22 protein-coding genes are annotated in these 16,832 nt (G+C 71.0%); 7 read left to right on the forward strand and 15 right to left on the reverse strand.

Annotated features, from left to right (window positions below; genetic code table 11):
• Positions 1 to 81: 81 nt before the first annotated feature.
• From Q0W60_RS15490 to Q0W60_RS15515, 6 genes are all read right to left on the reverse strand, one after another.
• Positions 82 to 471, reverse strand: coding sequence for a hypothetical protein (locus Q0W60_RS15490; RefSeq protein WP_297696980.1), 390 nt, complete (start codon positions 469 to 471; stop codon positions 82 to 84).
• A gap of 195 nt (positions 472 to 666) precedes the next feature.
• Complete coding sequence (locus tag Q0W60_RS15495; RefSeq protein ID WP_297696981.1) at positions 667 to 948, reverse strand: hypothetical protein; 282 nt, start codon at positions 946 to 948, stop codon at positions 667 to 669.
• A 140-nt stretch (positions 949 to 1,088) separates the two neighbouring features.
• Positions 1,089 to 1,382 carry a hypothetical protein gene (locus tag Q0W60_RS15500; RefSeq protein ID WP_297696982.1) on the reverse strand — a complete coding sequence of 98 codons (294 nt, stop codon included), beginning with the start codon at positions 1,380 to 1,382 and terminating at the stop codon, positions 1,089 to 1,091.
• Between the two features lie 70 nt (positions 1,383 to 1,452).
• A complete protein-coding gene (locus tag Q0W60_RS15505) occupies positions 1,453 to 1,995 on the reverse strand; it encodes a hypothetical protein (RefSeq protein ID WP_297696983.1) in 543 nt (180 codons plus the stop codon).
• A 108-nt stretch (positions 1,996 to 2,103) separates the two neighbouring features.
• On the reverse strand, positions 2,104 to 2,529 hold the full coding sequence (gene arfB / locus Q0W60_RS15510; RefSeq protein ID WP_297696984.1) for an alternative ribosome rescue aminoacyl-tRNA hydrolase ArfB: 426 nt from the start codon (positions 2,527 to 2,529) through the stop codon (positions 2,104 to 2,106).
• The gene (locus Q0W60_RS15515; protein WP_297696985.1) at positions 2,526 to 3,269 is read right to left on the reverse strand and encodes a class I SAM-dependent methyltransferase; all 744 of its coding nucleotides are present in this window, start codon (positions 3,267 to 3,269) and stop codon (positions 2,526 to 2,528) included. Before Q0W60_RS15515 ends, arfB begins: the two co-directional genes overlap by 4 nt.
• 176 nt (positions 3,270 to 3,445) lie before the next feature.
• Here Q0W60_RS15515 and ilvC point away from each other — a divergent pair, with 176 nt between their 5' ends.
• Positions 3,446 to 4,465 (forward strand): ketol-acid reductoisomerase, encoded by a 1,020-nt coding sequence (gene ilvC, locus Q0W60_RS15520; RefSeq protein WP_297696986.1) that lies wholly within the window; start codon positions 3,446 to 3,448, stop codon positions 4,463 to 4,465.
• A gap of 38 nt (positions 4,466 to 4,503) precedes the next feature.
• On the opposite strand, the gene rsgA is transcribed toward ilvC, so the two are convergent.
• The gene (rsgA, locus tag Q0W60_RS15525) at positions 4,504 to 5,580 is read right to left on the reverse strand and encodes a ribosome small subunit-dependent GTPase A (protein ID WP_297696987.1); all 1,077 of its coding nucleotides are present in this window, start codon (positions 5,578 to 5,580) and stop codon (positions 4,504 to 4,506) included.
• 213 nt (positions 5,581 to 5,793) lie between these two features.
• Here rsgA and Q0W60_RS15530 point away from each other — a divergent pair, with 213 nt between their 5' ends.
• Positions 5,794 to 6,111 carry a GNAT family N-acetyltransferase gene (locus tag Q0W60_RS15530; RefSeq protein WP_297696988.1) on the forward strand — a complete coding sequence of 106 codons (318 nt, stop codon included), beginning with the start codon at positions 5,794 to 5,796 and terminating at the stop codon, positions 6,109 to 6,111.
• A gap of 9 nt (positions 6,112 to 6,120) precedes the next feature.
• On the opposite strand, the gene Q0W60_RS15535 is transcribed toward Q0W60_RS15530, so the two are convergent.
• Entirely contained in the window at positions 6,121 to 6,861 is a 741-nt protein-coding gene (locus Q0W60_RS15535) for a methyltransferase (RefSeq protein ID WP_297696989.1), read from the reverse strand.
• A gap of 176 nt (positions 6,862 to 7,037) precedes the next feature.
• Here Q0W60_RS15535 and Q0W60_RS15540 point away from each other — a divergent pair, with 176 nt between their 5' ends.
• Complete coding sequence (locus Q0W60_RS15540) at positions 7,038 to 8,006, forward strand: polyprenyl synthetase family protein (protein ID WP_297697000.1); 969 nt, start codon at positions 7,038 to 7,040, stop codon at positions 8,004 to 8,006.
• 67 nt (positions 8,007 to 8,073) lie between these two features.
• Here Q0W60_RS15540 and fumC read toward each other — a convergent pair whose 3' ends face one another.
• Positions 8,074 to 9,477, reverse strand: a complete 1,404-nt coding sequence (fumC, locus tag Q0W60_RS15545) for a class II fumarate hydratase (protein ID WP_297696990.1) — start codon at positions 9,475 to 9,477, stop codon at positions 8,074 to 8,076.
• Positions 9,478 to 9,602: 125 nt separating this feature from the next.
• On the opposite strand from fumC, the gene Q0W60_RS15550 reads away from it, so the two are divergent.
• From Q0W60_RS15550 to Q0W60_RS15560, 3 genes are all read left to right on the forward strand, one after another.
• Positions 9,603 to 9,923: a YbjQ family protein gene (locus tag Q0W60_RS15550; protein WP_297696991.1), complete on the forward strand. Its 321-nt coding sequence runs from the start codon at positions 9,603 to 9,605 to the stop codon at positions 9,921 to 9,923.
• Between the two features lie 67 nt (positions 9,924 to 9,990).
• On the forward strand, positions 9,991 to 10,356 hold the full coding sequence (locus Q0W60_RS15555; protein WP_297697001.1) for a RusA family crossover junction endodeoxyribonuclease: 366 nt from the start codon (positions 9,991 to 9,993) through the stop codon (positions 10,354 to 10,356).
• Between the two features lie 57 nt (positions 10,357 to 10,413).
• On the forward strand, positions 10,414 to 10,605 hold the full coding sequence (locus Q0W60_RS15560) for a DUF2007 domain-containing protein (RefSeq protein ID WP_297696992.1): 192 nt from the start codon (positions 10,414 to 10,416) through the stop codon (positions 10,603 to 10,605).
• A 4-nt stretch (positions 10,606 to 10,609) separates the two neighbouring features.
• On the opposite strand, the gene Q0W60_RS15565 is transcribed toward Q0W60_RS15560, so the two are convergent.
• Positions 10,610 to 11,011, reverse strand: coding sequence for a GFA family protein (locus Q0W60_RS15565; RefSeq protein WP_297696993.1), 402 nt, complete (start codon positions 11,009 to 11,011; stop codon positions 10,610 to 10,612).
• A 42-nt stretch (positions 11,012 to 11,053) separates the two neighbouring features.
• Complete coding sequence (locus Q0W60_RS15570) at positions 11,054 to 11,209, reverse strand: hypothetical protein (RefSeq protein ID WP_297696994.1); 156 nt, start codon at positions 11,207 to 11,209, stop codon at positions 11,054 to 11,056.
• Positions 11,210 to 11,584: 375 nt separating this feature from the next.
• On the opposite strand from Q0W60_RS15570, the gene Q0W60_RS15575 reads away from it, so the two are divergent.
• Positions 11,585 to 12,763, forward strand: coding sequence for a metallophosphoesterase (locus Q0W60_RS15575; RefSeq protein ID WP_297696995.1), 1,179 nt, complete (start codon positions 11,585 to 11,587; stop codon positions 12,761 to 12,763).
• A gap of 489 nt (positions 12,764 to 13,252) precedes the next feature.
• Here Q0W60_RS15575 and Q0W60_RS15580 read toward each other — a convergent pair whose 3' ends face one another.
• The 4 genes from Q0W60_RS15580 to Q0W60_RS15595 all read right to left on the reverse strand — a co-directional run.
• A complete protein-coding gene (locus Q0W60_RS15580; protein ID WP_297696996.1) occupies positions 13,253 to 13,540 on the reverse strand; it encodes a DUF1153 domain-containing protein in 288 nt (95 codons plus the stop codon).
• A gap of 167 nt (positions 13,541 to 13,707) precedes the next feature.
• Entirely contained in the window at positions 13,708 to 15,090 is a 1,383-nt protein-coding gene (locus Q0W60_RS15585; protein WP_297696997.1) for a flagellar hook protein FlgE, read from the reverse strand.
• Between the two features lie 112 nt (positions 15,091 to 15,202).
• Positions 15,203 to 16,009, reverse strand: a complete 807-nt coding sequence (locus tag Q0W60_RS15590; protein WP_297696998.1) for a flagellar hook assembly protein FlgD — start codon at positions 16,007 to 16,009, stop codon at positions 15,203 to 15,205.
• A 9-nt stretch (positions 16,010 to 16,018) separates the two neighbouring features.
• Positions 16,019 to 16,832 (reverse strand): flagellar hook-length control protein FliK (locus tag Q0W60_RS15595; protein WP_297696999.1); only part of this gene is annotated, 814 nt, incomplete at its 5' end.

Genomic DNA, 16,832 nt, shown 5'->3' on the forward strand with positions numbered 1-16,832 from the left:
CGAGATCGCCCGGGCCCGGGTGCACTGAGAAGAACGCCCGCCAGTCGCCTGGCGGGCGTTCGTCATTCCGCGGCTGGGAGCCTAGTACTCTTCCCAGCAGACCCGGCGGGTCCGATAGCCATAGTCGTAGTCGTCCCGCAGCTTGCATTTGATGCGGTGGCCGTCGGCGGCCAGCATGCCGTTCGGGTCAGGGCCGAACCGGTCCACCGGCACGCCCGGCGCGGTCGCGAAGGAGTCGGCGCCCAGGATGGAGCCGATCACCGCGCCGGCCAGCCCCGGCGCCGCATAGTAGGGCGTCGCATAGGCGGGGGCGGGCACGTAGGGGTTCACCGGCGGGGTGTAGTAATAGGCCGTCGGCGGCGGGTTGTAGTAGTAGCCGTAGTAGGGCTGAGCGGTCGCCGCGCCGGCGACCATCGCGCCGCCTGCGACGATAGTCAGGCCGGCGATCGCCGCGCCTAGGGTCTTACGCATCACTCACTCCTCTCGGGCATCCCCGGGAACGCGCCCGCCCGGCTTGCCGGGCGATCCGGGCGCGCTCGACCTCGGTTGACGGAGCCGATTGGGCGGGGAGGGCGTGTCAGGTCTCGCCGTCCGCGGCTCGTCCCCCTTCAACGCCCGCGAGTGCGAAGCGGGTTCCCAGGGCCGCGCTTGGATTTTATTGGCTTTTTAGAGTTCGCAGCGGCGGGTGACGCCCGGCCGGATGACGATCCGGTCGCTGGCCGGGTCATAGTTGCGGTAGGTGGCGAGGCAGTCCGCCATATGCCGCTCACGCGCGGTGTAGCCCTTGCCGGTCTCGGTCTGAAACGCCGCCTTGACGCCGAACCGTTCCGCAGAGGCTGCGGCGGGTTGCCTGGGTTTCGGCTTCGGCTGCGGCCCGCCCGCCGCCGCGCCGGATCCTACGAGCGCGAGCGCGCCGGCCGCCAGGCCCGCGCAGACCAGGTCGCGCATGACACCCTCCATGCGGCCCCACCCGAAAGCCAAATCCTTGAACCCGCGAGGCGGTTCACCATCCGACCGATCAAATCATGCAGCAACGAAAAGGCCCCGGGGAACCGGGGCCTCGCGGCAGATCCGGAGATCTGCGGCGGCTAGTCTCCGTCGTGATCGTGGTCGCGGCAGGGGACCCAACGATGGCCCTCGTAGTACATGTCGCGGCGCGGATCGTAGCGATGGAAGGTCACCATGCAGTGGTGCACGTGGCCGTACCAGTCGTGCTCGTGGGCGCGCCAGTAGACGACGCGAGCCGGCGGCGGCGGCGGCGGCGCGCCCCAGGTCGGGTCCCAATGGCCCCAGCGTTCCACAACCACGGTCTGGGCGCCGGCGACGCCTGCGCCGCCCGCCAGCATGGCCGCAGCCAGGCCCGCCATCAGCAGCTTACGCATTGAGGTCTCCTCCTTAGGTTTTCATCTGGCGGAGGAGAACGGCGTAGCCGCCGTCGGGTCCGGCTCAGCTTCAGAGGCCGACGGTCACCGTGCGGCCGCCGCGGGTCACCACGCGGCGCATCAGGGCCAGGCTCGGCCCGGTCCCCTTCACCGGCCGGCCGATGGTGATCGCGTACCAGGCGCCGTCCGGCAGGCGGGTGAAGCTGAAGCGGTCGGTGGAATCGCAGGTCGCGCGCTTGATGAACGGCGAGGAGTCGCCGGGCGGGGCCTCGGCGGTCCTGGCCCGCACCTCGTCGGCGGGCAAGGCCGCGCGCTCGGAAGAAAGGTAGAGCACCTCCATGCGCCGCCGCGACCAGGTGGTCTCCGGCGTCAGGATGACGATCGCTCCGGCGCAGGTGTAGCGCGTGGTCCCTCGCTGGTAGATCAGCCGGCCGGCGATGGTGTTGGCGCCCGGCTGCTGCGACCAGGCGAAGTCGTGCGCGCGGAAGGCGGGCTCGCCCCTCCCCGGCTCGACGGGCGCCGGATAGCCCGGCGGCGGCGGCCCGAGCGTCGGCGCGCAGGCGGCGGCCGCGGCGGCCAGGACAAGGACGGCGAGAAGTCTGACGCGGAGCATGGAGCGGAGCTTATAGGCCAATGCGGCGAAACCTTGCCAGAGGCCGCCGGGGCGCGCCCGCTTGCCTAACCGCCTATGGCCAAGCTTTGTTCCTTCGGCGGCGCGCCGTCAGTCTTCCGGTCCGACCCGGCCGCGCAGGGCCTTGACGCCGCCGCGTCGCGCCTTGGCCTCCAGCCGTCTCTGCCGCGCCGCCCGCGTCGGGCGGGTCTTCTTGCGCGGCGGCGGAAGCGGTTCGGCGGCCTTGCGGATCAGCGCCACCAGCCGATCCATCGCCGCCTGCCGGTTCATCTCCTGGCTGCGGTGCTCCTGGGCGAACAGCACCAGCACCCCCTCCTGGGTGAGGCGGCCGCCGGCCAGGTGTTCGAGCCGGCTCTTCACCCGCTCCGGGAGCGAGGGCGAATTTCGCACGTCGAACCTGAGTTCGATCGCGCTCGAGGTCTTGTTAACATTCTGTCCGCCAGGGCCCGAGGCGCGGACCGCGCGCACCTGCACCTCGTCATCGCCGAGCTGGATGTGGCGCCCGACGTCGATCATGCGGGCGTCTGCAGGACCACCAGGTCCACGCGGTCGTGCACGGGGCCGGGGCGGTTCGCGGCCCGCAGGCGCGCCATGCCCGCTTCGAACGCGGCGTCCGGCAGACGGATCAGCAGGCTGTCGGCGCGTTGCGCGGTGCGCGCCACGAAGGTCGTCCAGTCCGGATGCGTCGGCTGGTCGATCACCCTGCGCCCGATCAGGCGGAAGCCGGCCGCCTCGAACGGCGCGGTGATCTCCGCGAGCGCCGGCATCCGCGCCTCGTAGACGGCTTCGAACCCCTCGAACCATCCGTTGAACGGCACGCTTGCGGCCTGCTCGCGGGTGGCGTTGCGGATCGCCACGCACCCGCCCGGCGCCAGGACCCGCATGCACTCCGCGGCCGCGGTTTCGCGGTCGTCGATGTGGTGGAAGACCATCGACATGAAGACGAGGTCCGCCCAGCCGCTCTCCACGGTGATCGTCTCGGCCGAGCCTCTTCGGAAGCTCACGTCAGGACCCAGGTCCTTGGCCTGCGCCTCGCGCAGCATCTTCTCCGAGGGATCGACGCCGATCACCTGCGCGGCGTAGCCGTTCGCGAGCCCGGCCGAGAGTCGCCCGGTGCCGCAGCCCAGGTCGACGATCCGCTCCGGCCGGCGAGGCAGGATCGAGGCCATCTCGTCCAGCCACAGCGCCATGACGCCGGGCTGCATCTGGCGGCCGCGGTCGTAGGCTTCCGGGATCGCGGTCTTGTCGTAGTCCATGGCCTTCTTTTGCCAAGCTTCGCGGATTTCGGTAAGCCGCCTCACCATGGCCCGGCTGCGACTCTGAGGCGGGGCGCTTCCCTTGACCTCCCGGCAAAAAACCGCTTCAGAGCCCGCGCTTTCCCGCACTGCCGTTGCGCAAGCGCAGCGCGTCTTGTCCCTCTAGGAGAACGATCATGCGCGTCTACTACGACCGCGACGCCGACATTTCCCGCATCCTGGACAAGAAGATCGCGGTCGTAGGCTATGGCTCCCAGGGCCGCGCGCATGCGCTCAATCTCACCGATTCCGGCGTCAAGAACGTCGCCGTGGCGCTGAAGCCCGGCTCCGCCACCGCCAAGAAGGTCGAGGCCGACGGCCTGAAGGTGATGAGCGTGCCCGAGGCCGCGAAGTGGGCCGATGCGATCATGATCCTCGCCCCGGACGAGCTGCAGCGCGGGATCTACAACGAGGAGATCGCGCCTCACATCAAGGACGGCGCCGCCCTGCTGTTCGCCCACGGCCTCAACGTCCACTTCAGCCTGATCGAGCCCAGAGCCTCGATCGATGTCCTGATGGTCGCGCCCAAGGGTCCCGGCCACACCGTGCGCGGCGAGTACCAGAAGGGCGGCGGCGTGCCCTGCCTGATCGCGGTGCACAAGGACGCCACCGGCAACGCGCTCGACCTCGGCCTGGCCTACGCCTCGGCGATCGGCGGCGGCCGCTCCGGGATTATCGAGACCACCTTCCGCGAGGAGTGCGAGACCGACCTGTTCGGCGAGCAGAGCGTGCTCTGCGGCGGCCTCGTGGAGCTGATCCGCGCCGGCTTCGAGACGCTCGTCGAGGCCGGCTACGCCCCGGAGATGGCCTACTTCGAGTGCCTGCACGAGGTGAAGCTGATCGTCGACCTGATCTACGAGGGCGGCATCGCCAACATGAACTACTCGATCTCCAACACCGCCGAGTACGGCGAGTACGTCACCGGCCCGCGCATCGTGACCCCTCAGACCAAGGCCGAGATGAAGCAGGTGCTGGAGGACATCCAGTCGGGCCGCTTCGTGAAGGACTGGATGCTCGAGAACGCCGCCGGCCAGCCCTCCTTCAAGGCGACCCGCAAGCGCAACGCCGAGCATCCGATCGAGGAGGTGGGCGCGAGGCTCCGCGCGATGATGCCCTGGATCACCAAGAACAAGCTGGTCGACGTCGAGCGCAACTGACCCGCGAAAGCGGAGTCCCGGCGGAGGCCGGGTTCCAGCTACTCCCACTTCCGCTTCTGCTTCATCCAGGCCCGCGCGCTCTTCATGCGGCTGATCCACTCGCGCTGCTGGGCCTTCTTGAAGGCGGGATCCTCCTTGGCGCGCTCGTGGACCAGCTCCCGCTGCAGCTTGAGCCAGCTGCCGTAGCGCGCCGGATCGAGTCGGCCCTCGTGGAGCGCGGCCTGCACGGCGCAGCCCGGCTCGGCCTCGTGCCGGCAGTCGTTGAACCGGCAGGCCGCTGCGAGCGCCTCCACCTCGGCTTCCACCGCGCCGAACACCGCCGCCACGCCGGCTCCGGCGTCCACCAGGCCGAGCTCGCGCATCCCGGGCGTGTCGAGGATCAGCGCGCCGGACGGCAGCCGGATCAGCTCGCGGTGGGTGGTGGTGTGCCGGCCCTTCTCGTCACCCTCGCGGATCGCCCGGGCGGCCATCAGTTCGGCCCCGGCGAGCGCGTTCACCAGGGTCGACTTGCCCACGCCCGAGGAGCCCAGCAGGACCGCGGTCCGCCGCGGCTCGAGCTGCTCGGCCAGAAGGGAGAGTCCCGCTCCGGTGAGCGCGGAGACGGCGATGACGGGCGCCTCGCCCGCGATCCGCTGGACCGCATCGGTTGCGGCCGCGACATCCGCCGCCTGGTCGGCCTTGGTGAGCACCACGACCGGCGCCGCGCCGCTCTCGTAGGTCGCCGCCAGATAGCGCTCCAGCCGCCGAAGGTTGAGGTCGGCGTTGAGCGACAGCGTCAGCAGCGCCACGTCGACGTTGGCGGCCACCACCTGCAGGCCGTGCGCCGTCCCCGCCTCCTTGCGCACGAAGGCGGTGCGCCGCGGCAGGACCGCCTGGATCAAGGCGAAGCCGTCGCCGCCCTGCGCCGCGACCCAGTCGCCGGCCACCGGGTGCTCGCCCTCGCCGGCCTGGTGGTGGAACCGGCCCGAGAGCTGGGCGTCGGCTTCGCCCGCCTCGGTGGCGAGCCGATAGAGCCCCCGCTGCTGGACGATCACCCGTCCGGCGAGGAGGCCGCGCGCCGCGTGCGGCGCGAAGTCCCGCTGGAGCCCGCGGCTCCAGCCATAGGTCGTGAGCAATGTCAGGGTTTCCTTCGGAAGGTCGATGAGCCGATCGGCGTCGACCGCGGAAGTCCCTTCAGGATGTCAGGAGCTTCGGCCGCCTTCAGGCGGCGCGCACGGCGACGCGGCGAGGGGCTCGCACAATGGGTTTCGACATTGGCCTCCTCCTCTCTTCACGTGGCCGATGGCCATGAGCTTGGCGAGCGGACCGTTCGGCGTCAAGAAGGAGCGATGAGTGAAGTTCCAGACATCGTCGACAACACCGCCGAGCACCGCTTCGAGATCAGCCTCGCGGGCGAGACCGCCTTCGCCGAGTACCAGCTGGTCGAGGGCGGGATCATCCTGCCGCACACGGTCGTGCCCGCGGCTTTCGAGGGCAAGGGGATCGGCAGCCGGCTGGCCCGCTACGCCATCGATTACGCGCGCCATCGCGGCCTGAAGATCATCCCGCTCTGCCCGTTCATGGCCAGCTATATCCAGCGGCATGCCGAGGCGCACGATCTGGTGCACCCGACCTATCGCGAGCGGCTCGGCCTGCCCGCCGGGTGAGGGGTCGGGCTAGGCCCAGTCGAGCGCCGCCCGCCCGCGCAGGATGGCCTCGGCCTCGGGCGTGTGCTTGTCCCCTGTCCGCGCGTGCAGCACGAGCGGCGGCAGGAGCTTGAGCGGCGCTCTCCCTGTCTTCACCGCCCGCACCAGCACCCGCTTCGCCGGCGCCTCGGCGAACGGATGGACCGGCCGCACCTGGAACGAGCCCGCCCTCTCGCCGAGCAGGGCAAGGATGTCGGCCAGCCGGTCGGCGCGGTGGATGACGGTGATCGTCCCGCCCTCGCGCACCGCCTTCAGCAGGAAGCCGGTCCATGCGCCGAGCCCGCCCTCGGCGAGCCACGCGCCCCGCCGGGCCGGCGCGGGGCCGCGGATCGCGCCCGGGTCGTCGAAGAACGGCGGGTTGGCCAGCGCCGCATCGAACGGCGCGACGCCCAAGGCCGAGAACGTCGCCGCGACGTCGGCCTCGATGATCTCCACGCGTTCCGAAAGTCGGTTCAACGCGGCGTTCTCCCGCGCCAGGGCGCCCGCCGTCGGATCGCGCTCCACGCCGAGGAAGCGCGCCTGCGGCCTCCGCGTGGCGGCGGCCAGCAGCGCCGCGCCCGCCCCGCAGCCGGCTTCGATCACCCGCGCGCCCGGGCCTGCGTCGCAGGCGGCCGCCAGCAGGGCGGCGTCGAGCCCCGCCCGGTAGCCGCGCGCCGCCTGGACGAGCCTCACGCGCCCGCCCATCACCGCGTCTTCGGTTGTGTCGTCCATCGGGAGCGGCCTGCTATAAGGAACCGGAACAGTGCGCCGGGGTCGCTTGACCGTGGCCTAGCGCGTCACCATTGTCCCCCGCAACGGCGGCGAGCCTCCCCCAGCCTCCGCCGAAGCCAGGAGCCGAGGTCCTCGTGGAAGCCGCCCGCACGGCGATCGCCCCCAAGCCGCCGTCCCTGGACGCGCTTCTGGCGCTGGCGCGGGCGGACATGGCGGCGGTCGACGCGCTCATCCGGCGGCATATGGACAGCCCGGTCCCGGTGATTCCGGCGCTGGCCGACCACCTGATCGCAGGCTCCGCCAAGCGCCTGCGGCCGTTGCTGACGGTCGCCGCCGCCCGGCTGGTCGGCGGCCGCGACGACGGCTGTCTCAAGCTCGCGGCGGCGGTGGAGTTCATCCACACCGCGACCCTGCTGCACGACGACGTGGTGGATTCCTCGCAGCTGCGCCGCGGCCGCGTCGCGGCCCACCTGATCTGGGGCGCGCCATCATCGGTGCTGGTCGGCGATTTCCTGTTCGCTCGCGCCTTCGAGCTGATGGTGGGCGCGGGCTGCATGCCGGCCCTGGAGATCCTGGCCCGCGCCTCGCGCGTGATCGCCGAGGGCGAGGTGCTGCAGCTCACCCGCTCGCACGACCCGGAACTCACGCAGGACCTCTACATCGAGATCATCCGCGCCAAGACCGCCGAGCTGTTCGCGGCCGCGGCGGAATCCGGCGCGGTTTCGGCCGGCGCCTCCCCCGAGCGCTGCCGGGCGCTGCGCCGGTTCGGCCAGGACCTCGGCCTCGCCTTCCAGCTGGTCGACGACGCCCTCGACTACGACGGCGATTCCGGCACGCTCGGCAAGAACACCGGCGACGACTTCCGGGAAGGCAAGGCGACCCTGCCGCTGCTGCTCGCCATGCAGCGCACCGGCCTGGCCGAGCGCGACTTCTGGCTCCGCACGGTCGATCGGCGGGACCAGGCCGAGGGCGATTTCGAGCATGCCCGCGAGCTGGTGCGCCAGACCCATGCGCTGGAGGCCACCCTCGACCTCGCCCAGGCCTATGCCGAGAGCGCCAAGGCCGCGCTTGCCATTTTCGAGCCGACGCCCTGGCGCCCGGCCCTGGAGGACCTCGCCGACTTCGCGGTGATGCGGCGGACGTAGGCGGCTCGGAAGCCAGGAAGACGCGTTCCGGGGCGCGCCGGATGGCGTCTTCGTCTGACCGGGTCCCTCAACCCGGCCGGATCATGTCCTCGGGGCGCACCCAGGCGTCGAACTCGTCGTTCGTCACATAGCCGCCGCCGACCGCTTCCTCGCGCAGCGTGGTGCCGTTCTTGTGCGCGGCCTTGGCGATCGCGGCGGCCTTGTCGTAGCCGATGTGCTCCTTGAGCGCGGTCACCAGCATCAGCGACCGCTCGAGATTGGCCTTGATGTTGTCTTCGCGCGCCTGGATGCCCGCCACCATGTTGTCGGTGAAGGAGATCGCCGCGTCCGACAGCAGGCGGCAGGTTTGCAGGAAATTGTAGGCCATCACGGGATTGAACACATTGAGCTCGAACTGGCCCTGCGAGCCGGCGATGGTCATGGTCGTCTCGTTGCCCATGATCTGGGTGCAGACCATGGTCAGCGCCTCGGCCTGGGTAGGGTTGACCTTGCCGGGCATGATCGAGGAGCCGGGCTCGTTCTCCGGCAGGGCGAGCTCGCCGAAGCCGGCGCGCGGCCCGCTCCCAAGGAAGCGGATGTCGTTGCCGATCTTGAACAGCGCCGAGGCCGCGCTCACCAGCGCCCCGTGGCTGAACACCATGGCGTCGTGCGCGGCCAGCGCCTCGAACTTGTTGGGCGCGGTCACGAACGGCAGGCGGGTGATGGCGGCGATCCGCTCGGCCACCTTCTCGGCGAAGCCCACCGGCGCGGTCAGCCCGGTGCCCACGGCCGTGCCGCCCTGCGCCACCTCGTAGAGCCCGTAGAGCGTCTCCTTGATGCGCCTGACGCTCATGGCGATCTGGTGGGCGTAGCCGGAGAACTCCTGGCCCAGCGTCAGCGGAGTGGCGTCCTGGGTGTGGGTGCGGCCGATCTTGATGATGTGGGCGAAGGCTTCGGTCTTCGCCTTCAGCGCCGCATGCAGGTGCTCCAGCGCCGGCATCACGCGCCGCGAGACCTCCTCGGCGCAGGCGATGTGCATGGCCGTCGGGTAGGTGTCGTTCGACGACTGGCTCATGTTGACGTGGTCGTTCGGGTGCACCGGCGTCTTCGAGCCCATCTCGCCGCCCAGCATCTCGATCGCCCGGTTCGAGATCACCTCGTTGGCGTTCATGTTCGACTGGGTGCCGGAGCCGGTCTGCCAGACGACCAGCGGGAAGTGGTCGTCGAGCTTGCCGTCGATCACCTCCTGGGCGGCCGCGACGATCGCCTCGCCGAGCTTCGGATCGAGCTTGCCCAGCGCCATGTTGGCCTCGGCGGCGGCGCGTTTGACGATCCCCAGCGCCCGGATCACCGGCAGCGGCTGCTTCTCCCATCCGATCCGGAAGTTCTGCAGCGAGCGTTGCGTCTGCGCGCCCCAGTAGCGGTCGGCGGCCACCTCGACCGGGCCGAAGGTGTCGGTCTCGGTCCTGGTCTTGGGCGAGGTCGCGGTCATCTGGCTGAGAGCTCCCGGAGCGCTGGCTACGCGCGGTCTAGCGGGCGAGTCCCGTCGCCGCAACGGCCGTGGCGCGCGGTTCCGGCGGGCGATATACCCGCCGCATCATCGGGAGGGGCTGCAGGATGATCGTCTCCACGACCTACGAGCTGACGGGCTATGTGATCACCAAGCATCTCGGCGTCGTGCGCGGCGTTACGGTCCGCTCGCGCAGCGCGCTCGGCAACATCGGCGGCGCGATCCAGTCGTTGTTCGGGGGCAACCTCAGCATCTTCACCCAGCTCGCCGAGCACGCCCGCCAGGAAGCCTACGACTTGATGGTCGAGCACGCCCAGCAGCTGGGCGCCGACGCCGTCGTCGGCATGCTCTACGACGCCAACGACATCATGGACGGGATCACCGAGGTGCTGGCCTACGGCACGGCGGTGAAGATCCAGCGGGCCTGAGCGCTCTCAGGTGACCGAGCCCTGGACCCAGCATGGCAAGGTGCGCGCCCGCGAGGGGGAGGCGGGGATGGTCGTGGAGGTGGACGGCCTCACCACCCAGGCCAAGTACTACAAGCCGCTGATCTACGAGTTCTTCCGCAAGGCCTGGCGCGGCGCGCGGCCGGCCACCGGGTCGCTCGCGACCCGGCAGACTTTTGATTCGTCGCCCCCCTGGGGGGGCGATGGGGGCGAATTCGCCGTCGAGATCCGCATGGAATACGTCGGCGAGCCGCCCTGGCTCGACCTCGACAACCTGGCCAAGGCGATCCTCGACGCCATCAAGGGCTACGCCTTCCACGACGACGCCCAGGTCGCCCGCCTCCTCGTGGAGCGCGTTCCGGGCGAGCGCGAGCGGATCGTGGTGGCGGTCACCCGGCTCTCCGAGCGGCCCTGAGCCGCGCCGGCCCGAGGCCGCTCGCGCGCCGGCCGCCCCTGCGCTACCCATGGCGGGATGATCGAAGTCGCAAAGACCACCGACCCGGTCCGCCTGCACTTCCTGAAGGGCCTGCTGGAGGCCGCCGACATCCAGGTGTTCGTCTTCGAGGGCGGAAGCCCCTGGCCGGGCGCGTTCCCGGCCCGGCTGATGGTGCCCGAGGCGGAAGCGGACATGGCGCGCCGCCTGATCCGCGAAGTGGAAACCTAGCCGCTCAGCGCGGGCTCAGGCCTTCCGGCAGCTCCGGCCAGACCGCCTTCGGATCATACCAGCTCGCCGCGTCCGAGCGCCAGATGTGCCGCTGGTTCTCGCAGGTGGCGGGCGTGTCCAGGCAGCCGAGCCTCAGCAGCACCACCGGCTGCGCGGTCCGCTCGGCCATGACGTGGGAGCCGCACTGCGCGCAGAAGTGGCGGAACTTGCCGGGCGAGGATTCATAGGATCTGCGGACGTCGTCGCCCCGCACCCAGCGGAACCGGTCGCGCGGCACGGGCGCGACGCTGGAGAAGGCCGCGCCGTGCGCCTTCCGGCAGGTCTGGCAATGGCAATGGGCGATGCCTTCCAGCTCGGCGTCCGCCTCGTAGGCGAGCCGTCCGCAAAGGCAGCTTCCGCTCAGCATCCTCGCCTCCTGACGTGAAGTGACGTGACCGCTGACGGCCGTTCAGGCGCTGGCCGCGGGCCGGGGCGCCTCGTCGGCGGCGGAATGCGGCGTCAGCTCCTCGGCCATCCGCAGCCAGATCGAGGCCAGGTGGAGATAGGCCTCGGCCACCGCGGCGTCGCCGCAGCGCTGCGCCTGGGCGGCCGTTTCGGTCGCCATCTTCAGATAGCGCTCGGCTCTCTGATGATCCGTTTCTTCAGACAATTGTCGCCTGCCCGACAACACTCGTCTCCATGCAACCCCGCGGGACGGACGAAGTTCCCCGCAGCTTCTGCTAACCGCTTGAAAATTCGGCGAAGACCCCGATTGCCGATGCGTCAGCGGCTCGCCCTCGCGCCCGCGTCTTCCGCGCCGCGTGGTCGTCGGAGCTCGCCGCCGGAGACGCGGCCGTTCGGTAGAGCAGATAGAGCCGAAACGTCGCCATGTCGACATAATCCGACCCCCGCGCCGCGCGGATTCTGGCGGCCCGCGCCGCCTCGCAAGCGCCGCCATGGTTCAGGGGCCGTTCAGGGGCGGTTGGGGCAGCCTTTTCGCATGCGCAAGCCTGGGACTGCGGAGGCCATGCGGACCTCCAGCCTTGTCGTCGAGCCCTCGCCGGGAGCCTCGAAACTGCGCGATCGGCCCGGACTCGCGGCCGCCCTGGATGTGGTCCGGGCCGAGCTCGCCGATCGGCTGCCGCAGCCGCCCGGCCGTCCCGCGCCGCCCGCGCCCGCTCTGCGGCTGCGGCGCGCGGCGGGCGGAAAGCTCGGCCTGTTCGACGATCGCGGACGCGCCGTGCGCGGCAAGCTGCCGCGGGCTTCGCCGCCGCCGGCCGCCGCAGGCCCGCTCTACGCGATCGGCGACGTGCACGGCCGCTACGATCTGCTGGCCAGCCTGCTCCCGATGCTGGCGAACGACGCCGAGGGCGGCGGTCGTCGCCCGACCGTGGTGTTCCTCGGCGACTACATCGATCGCGCGGGCGATCCGGCGGCCGTGCTGGAGGCGCTCTGCTGGCTGAAGGAATGGGGCGGGGTCCACCTCCACCTGCTCAAGGGCAATCACGAGCAGGCGCTGCTTCGCTTCCTCGACAATCCCGACGAGGGCGCGGTGTGGTGCGGTTTCGGCGGCGCGGAGACCTTGCGCGCCTACGGGGTCAAGCCGCCCGACCTGGGCGAGCCGCCCAGCGCCTGGACCGCCGCCCGCGATCTGCTGCTCCGGCGGCTGCCGGCCGCCCACCTTCGGCTGCTGCAGGACCTTGACCTCATGGTGGTGATCGGCGGCTACGCCTTCGTCCACGCGGGGGTCGCGCCGGGCGCGCCGCTCGCCAGGCAGGACGAGGCCGACCTGCTGTGGATCCGCGACGAGTTCCTGGAAACCCGCCGGCTCTTCGAGCGAACCATCGTGCACGGCCACTCCTGGGTCGACGACCTGCCGGTGCTGAGCGCCGGCCGCATCGGTCTCGACACCGGCGCCTACGCCACCGGCGTGCTCACGGCCGCGCGGCTGGGGGCAGGGCGCATCGAGGTGCTGCAGGCGAAGGATCCAAGCCGCCCGGCCTGGCCGCGCACGCGCCGCAGCCCCGCGGCCGACCGCGTGATTCCGCGCCCGGCGGACTACGCCGTGCCGATGGAGCCTCTGCGGATCGACGAGACGGTCTCCGGGCCGGCGCTGTGGCGCCCCTCCGAGCGGGACGCGCCGGCGGCGCCCCGCTTCGAGACCGTCGAATGGTCGTGAGGCTCGATCCGTTTCCCGCGCCGGGCGCGGCGCCGACCTACCGGGGCTTCTCCGCCGCGGCCAAGGCGCCTCGCAGCCGGCCCGCCTCTGCGCAGGCCAGGACCAGGCGGCGCCGGCCAGGTCGGACGCTCGCCTTCCTCGCGCTGGCCGCTGCGGCGGGCCTCCTCGCCTGGTCGGCGACGCGCCTTGACGAGCCTCGGCAAGCCGAGCCGAGCGTGGGCCTTGCGGCGACGATCGCGCCGGCGCCCGGCCCGCTCGCCCCGCCGGCCGCTCGGCCGCTTCGCATCGCCCAGGCTGCGCCCTCGGCGGCTGTCCGCTCGGCGGCGCGGGTCCGTCGCGCGCGGCGCCGGCCGGAGCGCCTGGCTCGCGCTTCGCGACGCCGCCGCCCGCCGGTCCGGCGCGCTCACCGCCGCAAATAGAAAGCGGCCGCGCTCGGGAGGACGAGCGCGGCCGGACTGTCGCGAACCTTATCCGGGGGAGTGGAACGGTTCAGCGATATTGTTGCAGGCGCGTGGTGCGCAGCCCCGCCATGCCGTGACGATCGATGGAACGCTGCCAGGCCAGGAACTCCTCGGAGGTAAGCTGGTAACGCTCCAGCGCCGCCTCCAGCGAGAGGAGCCCACCGCGCACAGCCGCGACCACCTCCGCCTTGCGGCGGATCACCCAGCGGCCGGTATTGGCCGGGGGCAGGTCCTTGAGAGTCAAGGGCGCGCCGGTGGGGCCTATGACGTAGGCTTCTCCCCGGCTGTTCGTGCGCACCTGCTGTTGTTGCAACATGGCTATTAAGCTCTTCCCACCATCACAGTTGACGGCGACCATAGCCGCCGGTCGCTAACGCCGGCTGAATCGCTATAGTAAAGAAACGCCTAACCATTCTGTCCCTATGTAAACATTTGGTTTAGGTGTGACCTGACCCAGTTGTTAATCGATATTATCTTTCAGACCTATCTCTTCATGTCGATGAGTTCTTGCAACATCTCATCGGCTGTCGTGATGATCTTCGAAGATGCCGAGTAGGCTCTTTGAGTAGTGATCAGGCCGGTGAACTCGGCCGACAGGTCGACGGTCGAGGCCTCCAGGCTGGAGGGCGCAATCGTGCCTGCCCCGCCGTTGCCGGCCTCCTTCAGAACCATCGGACCGGCGGTGAGCGTCGCCTGATATGCGTTGCCGGTGATCGACTTCAGCCCGTCGGCGTTGGGGAAGGTGGCGATCGCCACCTGCGCGATCTTGCGGACCTGGCTGTTGTCGAAGATCGCCGAGACCACGCCGTGCTCGTCCACCTGGACGCCCACGATGTTGCCAACGCCCGCGCCGTCGTTGGAGATCGAGTTGACCGTCGAGGCTTCCGCCTGCTGGGTCACGTTGGTGAGGTCGAGGTTCACCGTCTGGGCGGCGATGCCGAGGCTGGCGGCCCAGGCGGGCTGCGCCCCGCCCGAGGCGGCGAGGTTGAGCACCGGCGGATTGCCGGCCCCGCCGAACAGGGTGGTGTTGGCGAGGTCGATGCTGCCGTCGGGGTTGAACGCGACGTCGCCGGCGGCGATCTGGCCGGAGGGTCCGGCCACGTCCACGTCGCTCGCCGGGATCGCATAGATCTCGGCGTGCCAGGTGTTGGGCGCCGCCGAGCTCTTCAGGAAGCCGATCTCGATCTTGTGCGAGGCGCCCAGGCTGTCGACCACGTTCAGGTCCATGGTGAAGTCGGGCTGGGTGCCGCCTGCGACGCCGGCGGCGAAGTCGGCCATGCTGTTGCCGGCCGCGCCGGTGTAGGTGGCCTCGGCGGGCGAAACGGTCTGGGTCGCGTCCAGGTTGGCGCTGATCCCGACGTTGCCGGTCGGCTGCACCGCCGTGCCCAGGTTCTTGACGTTGATCGAGCTGAGCTTGGTCAGGTCCGACGGGTCGACCGCGAAGGTCCCGGTCGGCGAGGCCGGCCAGCCCTGCAGGTACAGCCCGGCGTCGTTCACCAGGAATCCCGAGGCGTCGACGTTGAACTGCCCGGCGCGCGTGAACTCGCGCGCGTCGGCCGCGGTCAGGCCGGTCGGCTTCTGGGTGGTCACGAAGAAGCCGTCGCCGGAGATGGCGAGGTCCGTGGGCGAGGCCGCGGTCTGGATCAGGCCCTGCTGGGAAACGTAGGCGTGGGGAATGCCCTGGACGCCGCCGGCCGAGTAGAGGCCCTGCACCGACTGGGCGGTGACCACGTCGCCGAAATTCACCTGGTTGCGCTTGTAGGCGATGGTGTTGACGTTGGCGATGTTGTCCGAGATCGCCGCGAGCGCCGAGGAGTTGGCCACCAGGCCTGACACCCCGGCGAGCATGGCTGAGTTGATGCTCATGGGTCTTTCCGTTCTCTGAGGATGGGCCCGCCTGCTGCGGATCCCGAACGGCGGCTTGCGGCCGTCAGGGCGGACGGCCTTTTGCCGCCCGGGTGGAAGGGATGGCGTCGGCTCATGCGCCGCCGCCGGTGAGCGCCGAGACCACGGAGGTCACCGGCGAGGTGACCGCCGAGATCGCCGAGGTGACTGGCGAGGTGACGGTCGACAGAAGCGATGGGGCGGCCGCCGGGGCAGGGTTGCTGATGCTCGTGACCGTGTCCCAGCTCACCTGGCCGCCGTTGATGGTCAGCATGGTCTGGCCGTTCGTCTGCTCGACGCCGGTGACCACGCCGTCCACGTAGGTCGTGGTGGCGATGGCGGCGCCGTTCTGGTCGGTGGCGGTGACCCGCAGGGTGTAGTTCCCGTCGGGAAGCTGCGTGCCCGTCAGGTCCTTGCCGTTCCAGGAGAGCGTGTGGTCGCCCGCCTTCATGTCGGAAGGCGCCTCGGCGTGGACCACCTTGCCGGCGGAATCGACGATCTCCAGCTTCAGGTCGCTGGCGTCGGAGGGCAGGTTGTAGACCCAGTTCGCCTGGCCCTTGTTGAGCGCCGCCGTGTCGGTCACCGCGCGCACGTCCTTGCCGATCATGCTGACGGCCGTGGAGATGCCGGTGCCGGTGTTGCCGGCGATCTGCTTGAGCAGGGCGTTGCTCTGGATCTGCTGCTCGACGCCGCTCATCTGCACGAGCTGCTGGGTGAACTGGTTGGAATCCAGCGGCGACAGCGGGTCCTGGTTCTTGAGCTGCGTTGTCAGCAGCGACAGGAAGGTCTGGAAGTTGTCGGTCAGGCTGGCCAGGCTCGAGGCCGTGGAGTCGGCCGCGCTGGACGTGGTCCCGGTGACCGGCGCCGTCGGCGGTTGGGCGGTGGTGGGGGTGACGGTCATGAGCGCCCTCTAGATCCTGATGTCCACGCCGGAGGCGGCGCGGCCCGAGCGCCGGAGCGCTCCGGCCGCGATGTCGATCGCGTCGCCCGCGCCGGTCAGCGCCGCCTGGAAGGCGCGGCCGCGCATGGCGGCGCCGGGTTGGGCCTCGCCGTCCTCGTCCCCGGGATTGCGGCCCCGGTCGCCGGCCACGTCGAAGGACAGCCCGCCGGTGAGGTCGAAGCCCGCCTGCTGCAGCGCCTGGGCGAGTTCGTCGGCGCGCGCCGCGAGCTCGCGGGCCGCCTGCGGATTGTCGAACCAGAGCGCCGCGGTGATTCGCCCGTGGGCCCCGATCTCCACGCGGACGTCCACGTGACCGAGGCCCGCCGGGTCGAGCTGCACGTCGAACCGGGTCGTCCGCCCGTCCAGCTTGCGGATCATCTGGGCGGCGAGGGCGGCCACCGTCTGCGGCGCGGCGAGGCTCGCGGCCTCAGGGGGCGGCGCGTGCAGCGGGGCGGCGGCCTGGCCGCCGAGCGGCTGCGGCGCGCCGGGCTGAGCCGTATCCGGCGGCGCCGCATCCTCGGCGCTGTCGTCGTCCGCCGCGGGGGCGGCGGCGAGCGCCTCGGCGTCGCCTGCGGCGGACTCGGCGGCCGGCGCGCTGTGGGGCGCGGCCGCCGGAGGGGGCTTGGTCGGGACGGCGGGCGCGTCGCCCGCCTTCGCCGCAGCCGCGTCTGCGACCGGCGCCCGCGCCTGGGCGCGCTCGCGGGCGGTCACCGGCCGGGCCGGATCGGCCGCCAGCGCCGTGACCTGGGCGGTGGCCGCTGCGATGACCGGCGCCGCGGCTGCG

Origin of the sequence: Phenylobacterium sp. (assembly GCF_025934275.1) — a bacterium.
Taxonomy (GTDB): Bacteria; Pseudomonadota; Alphaproteobacteria; order Caulobacterales; family Caulobacteraceae; genus Phenylobacterium.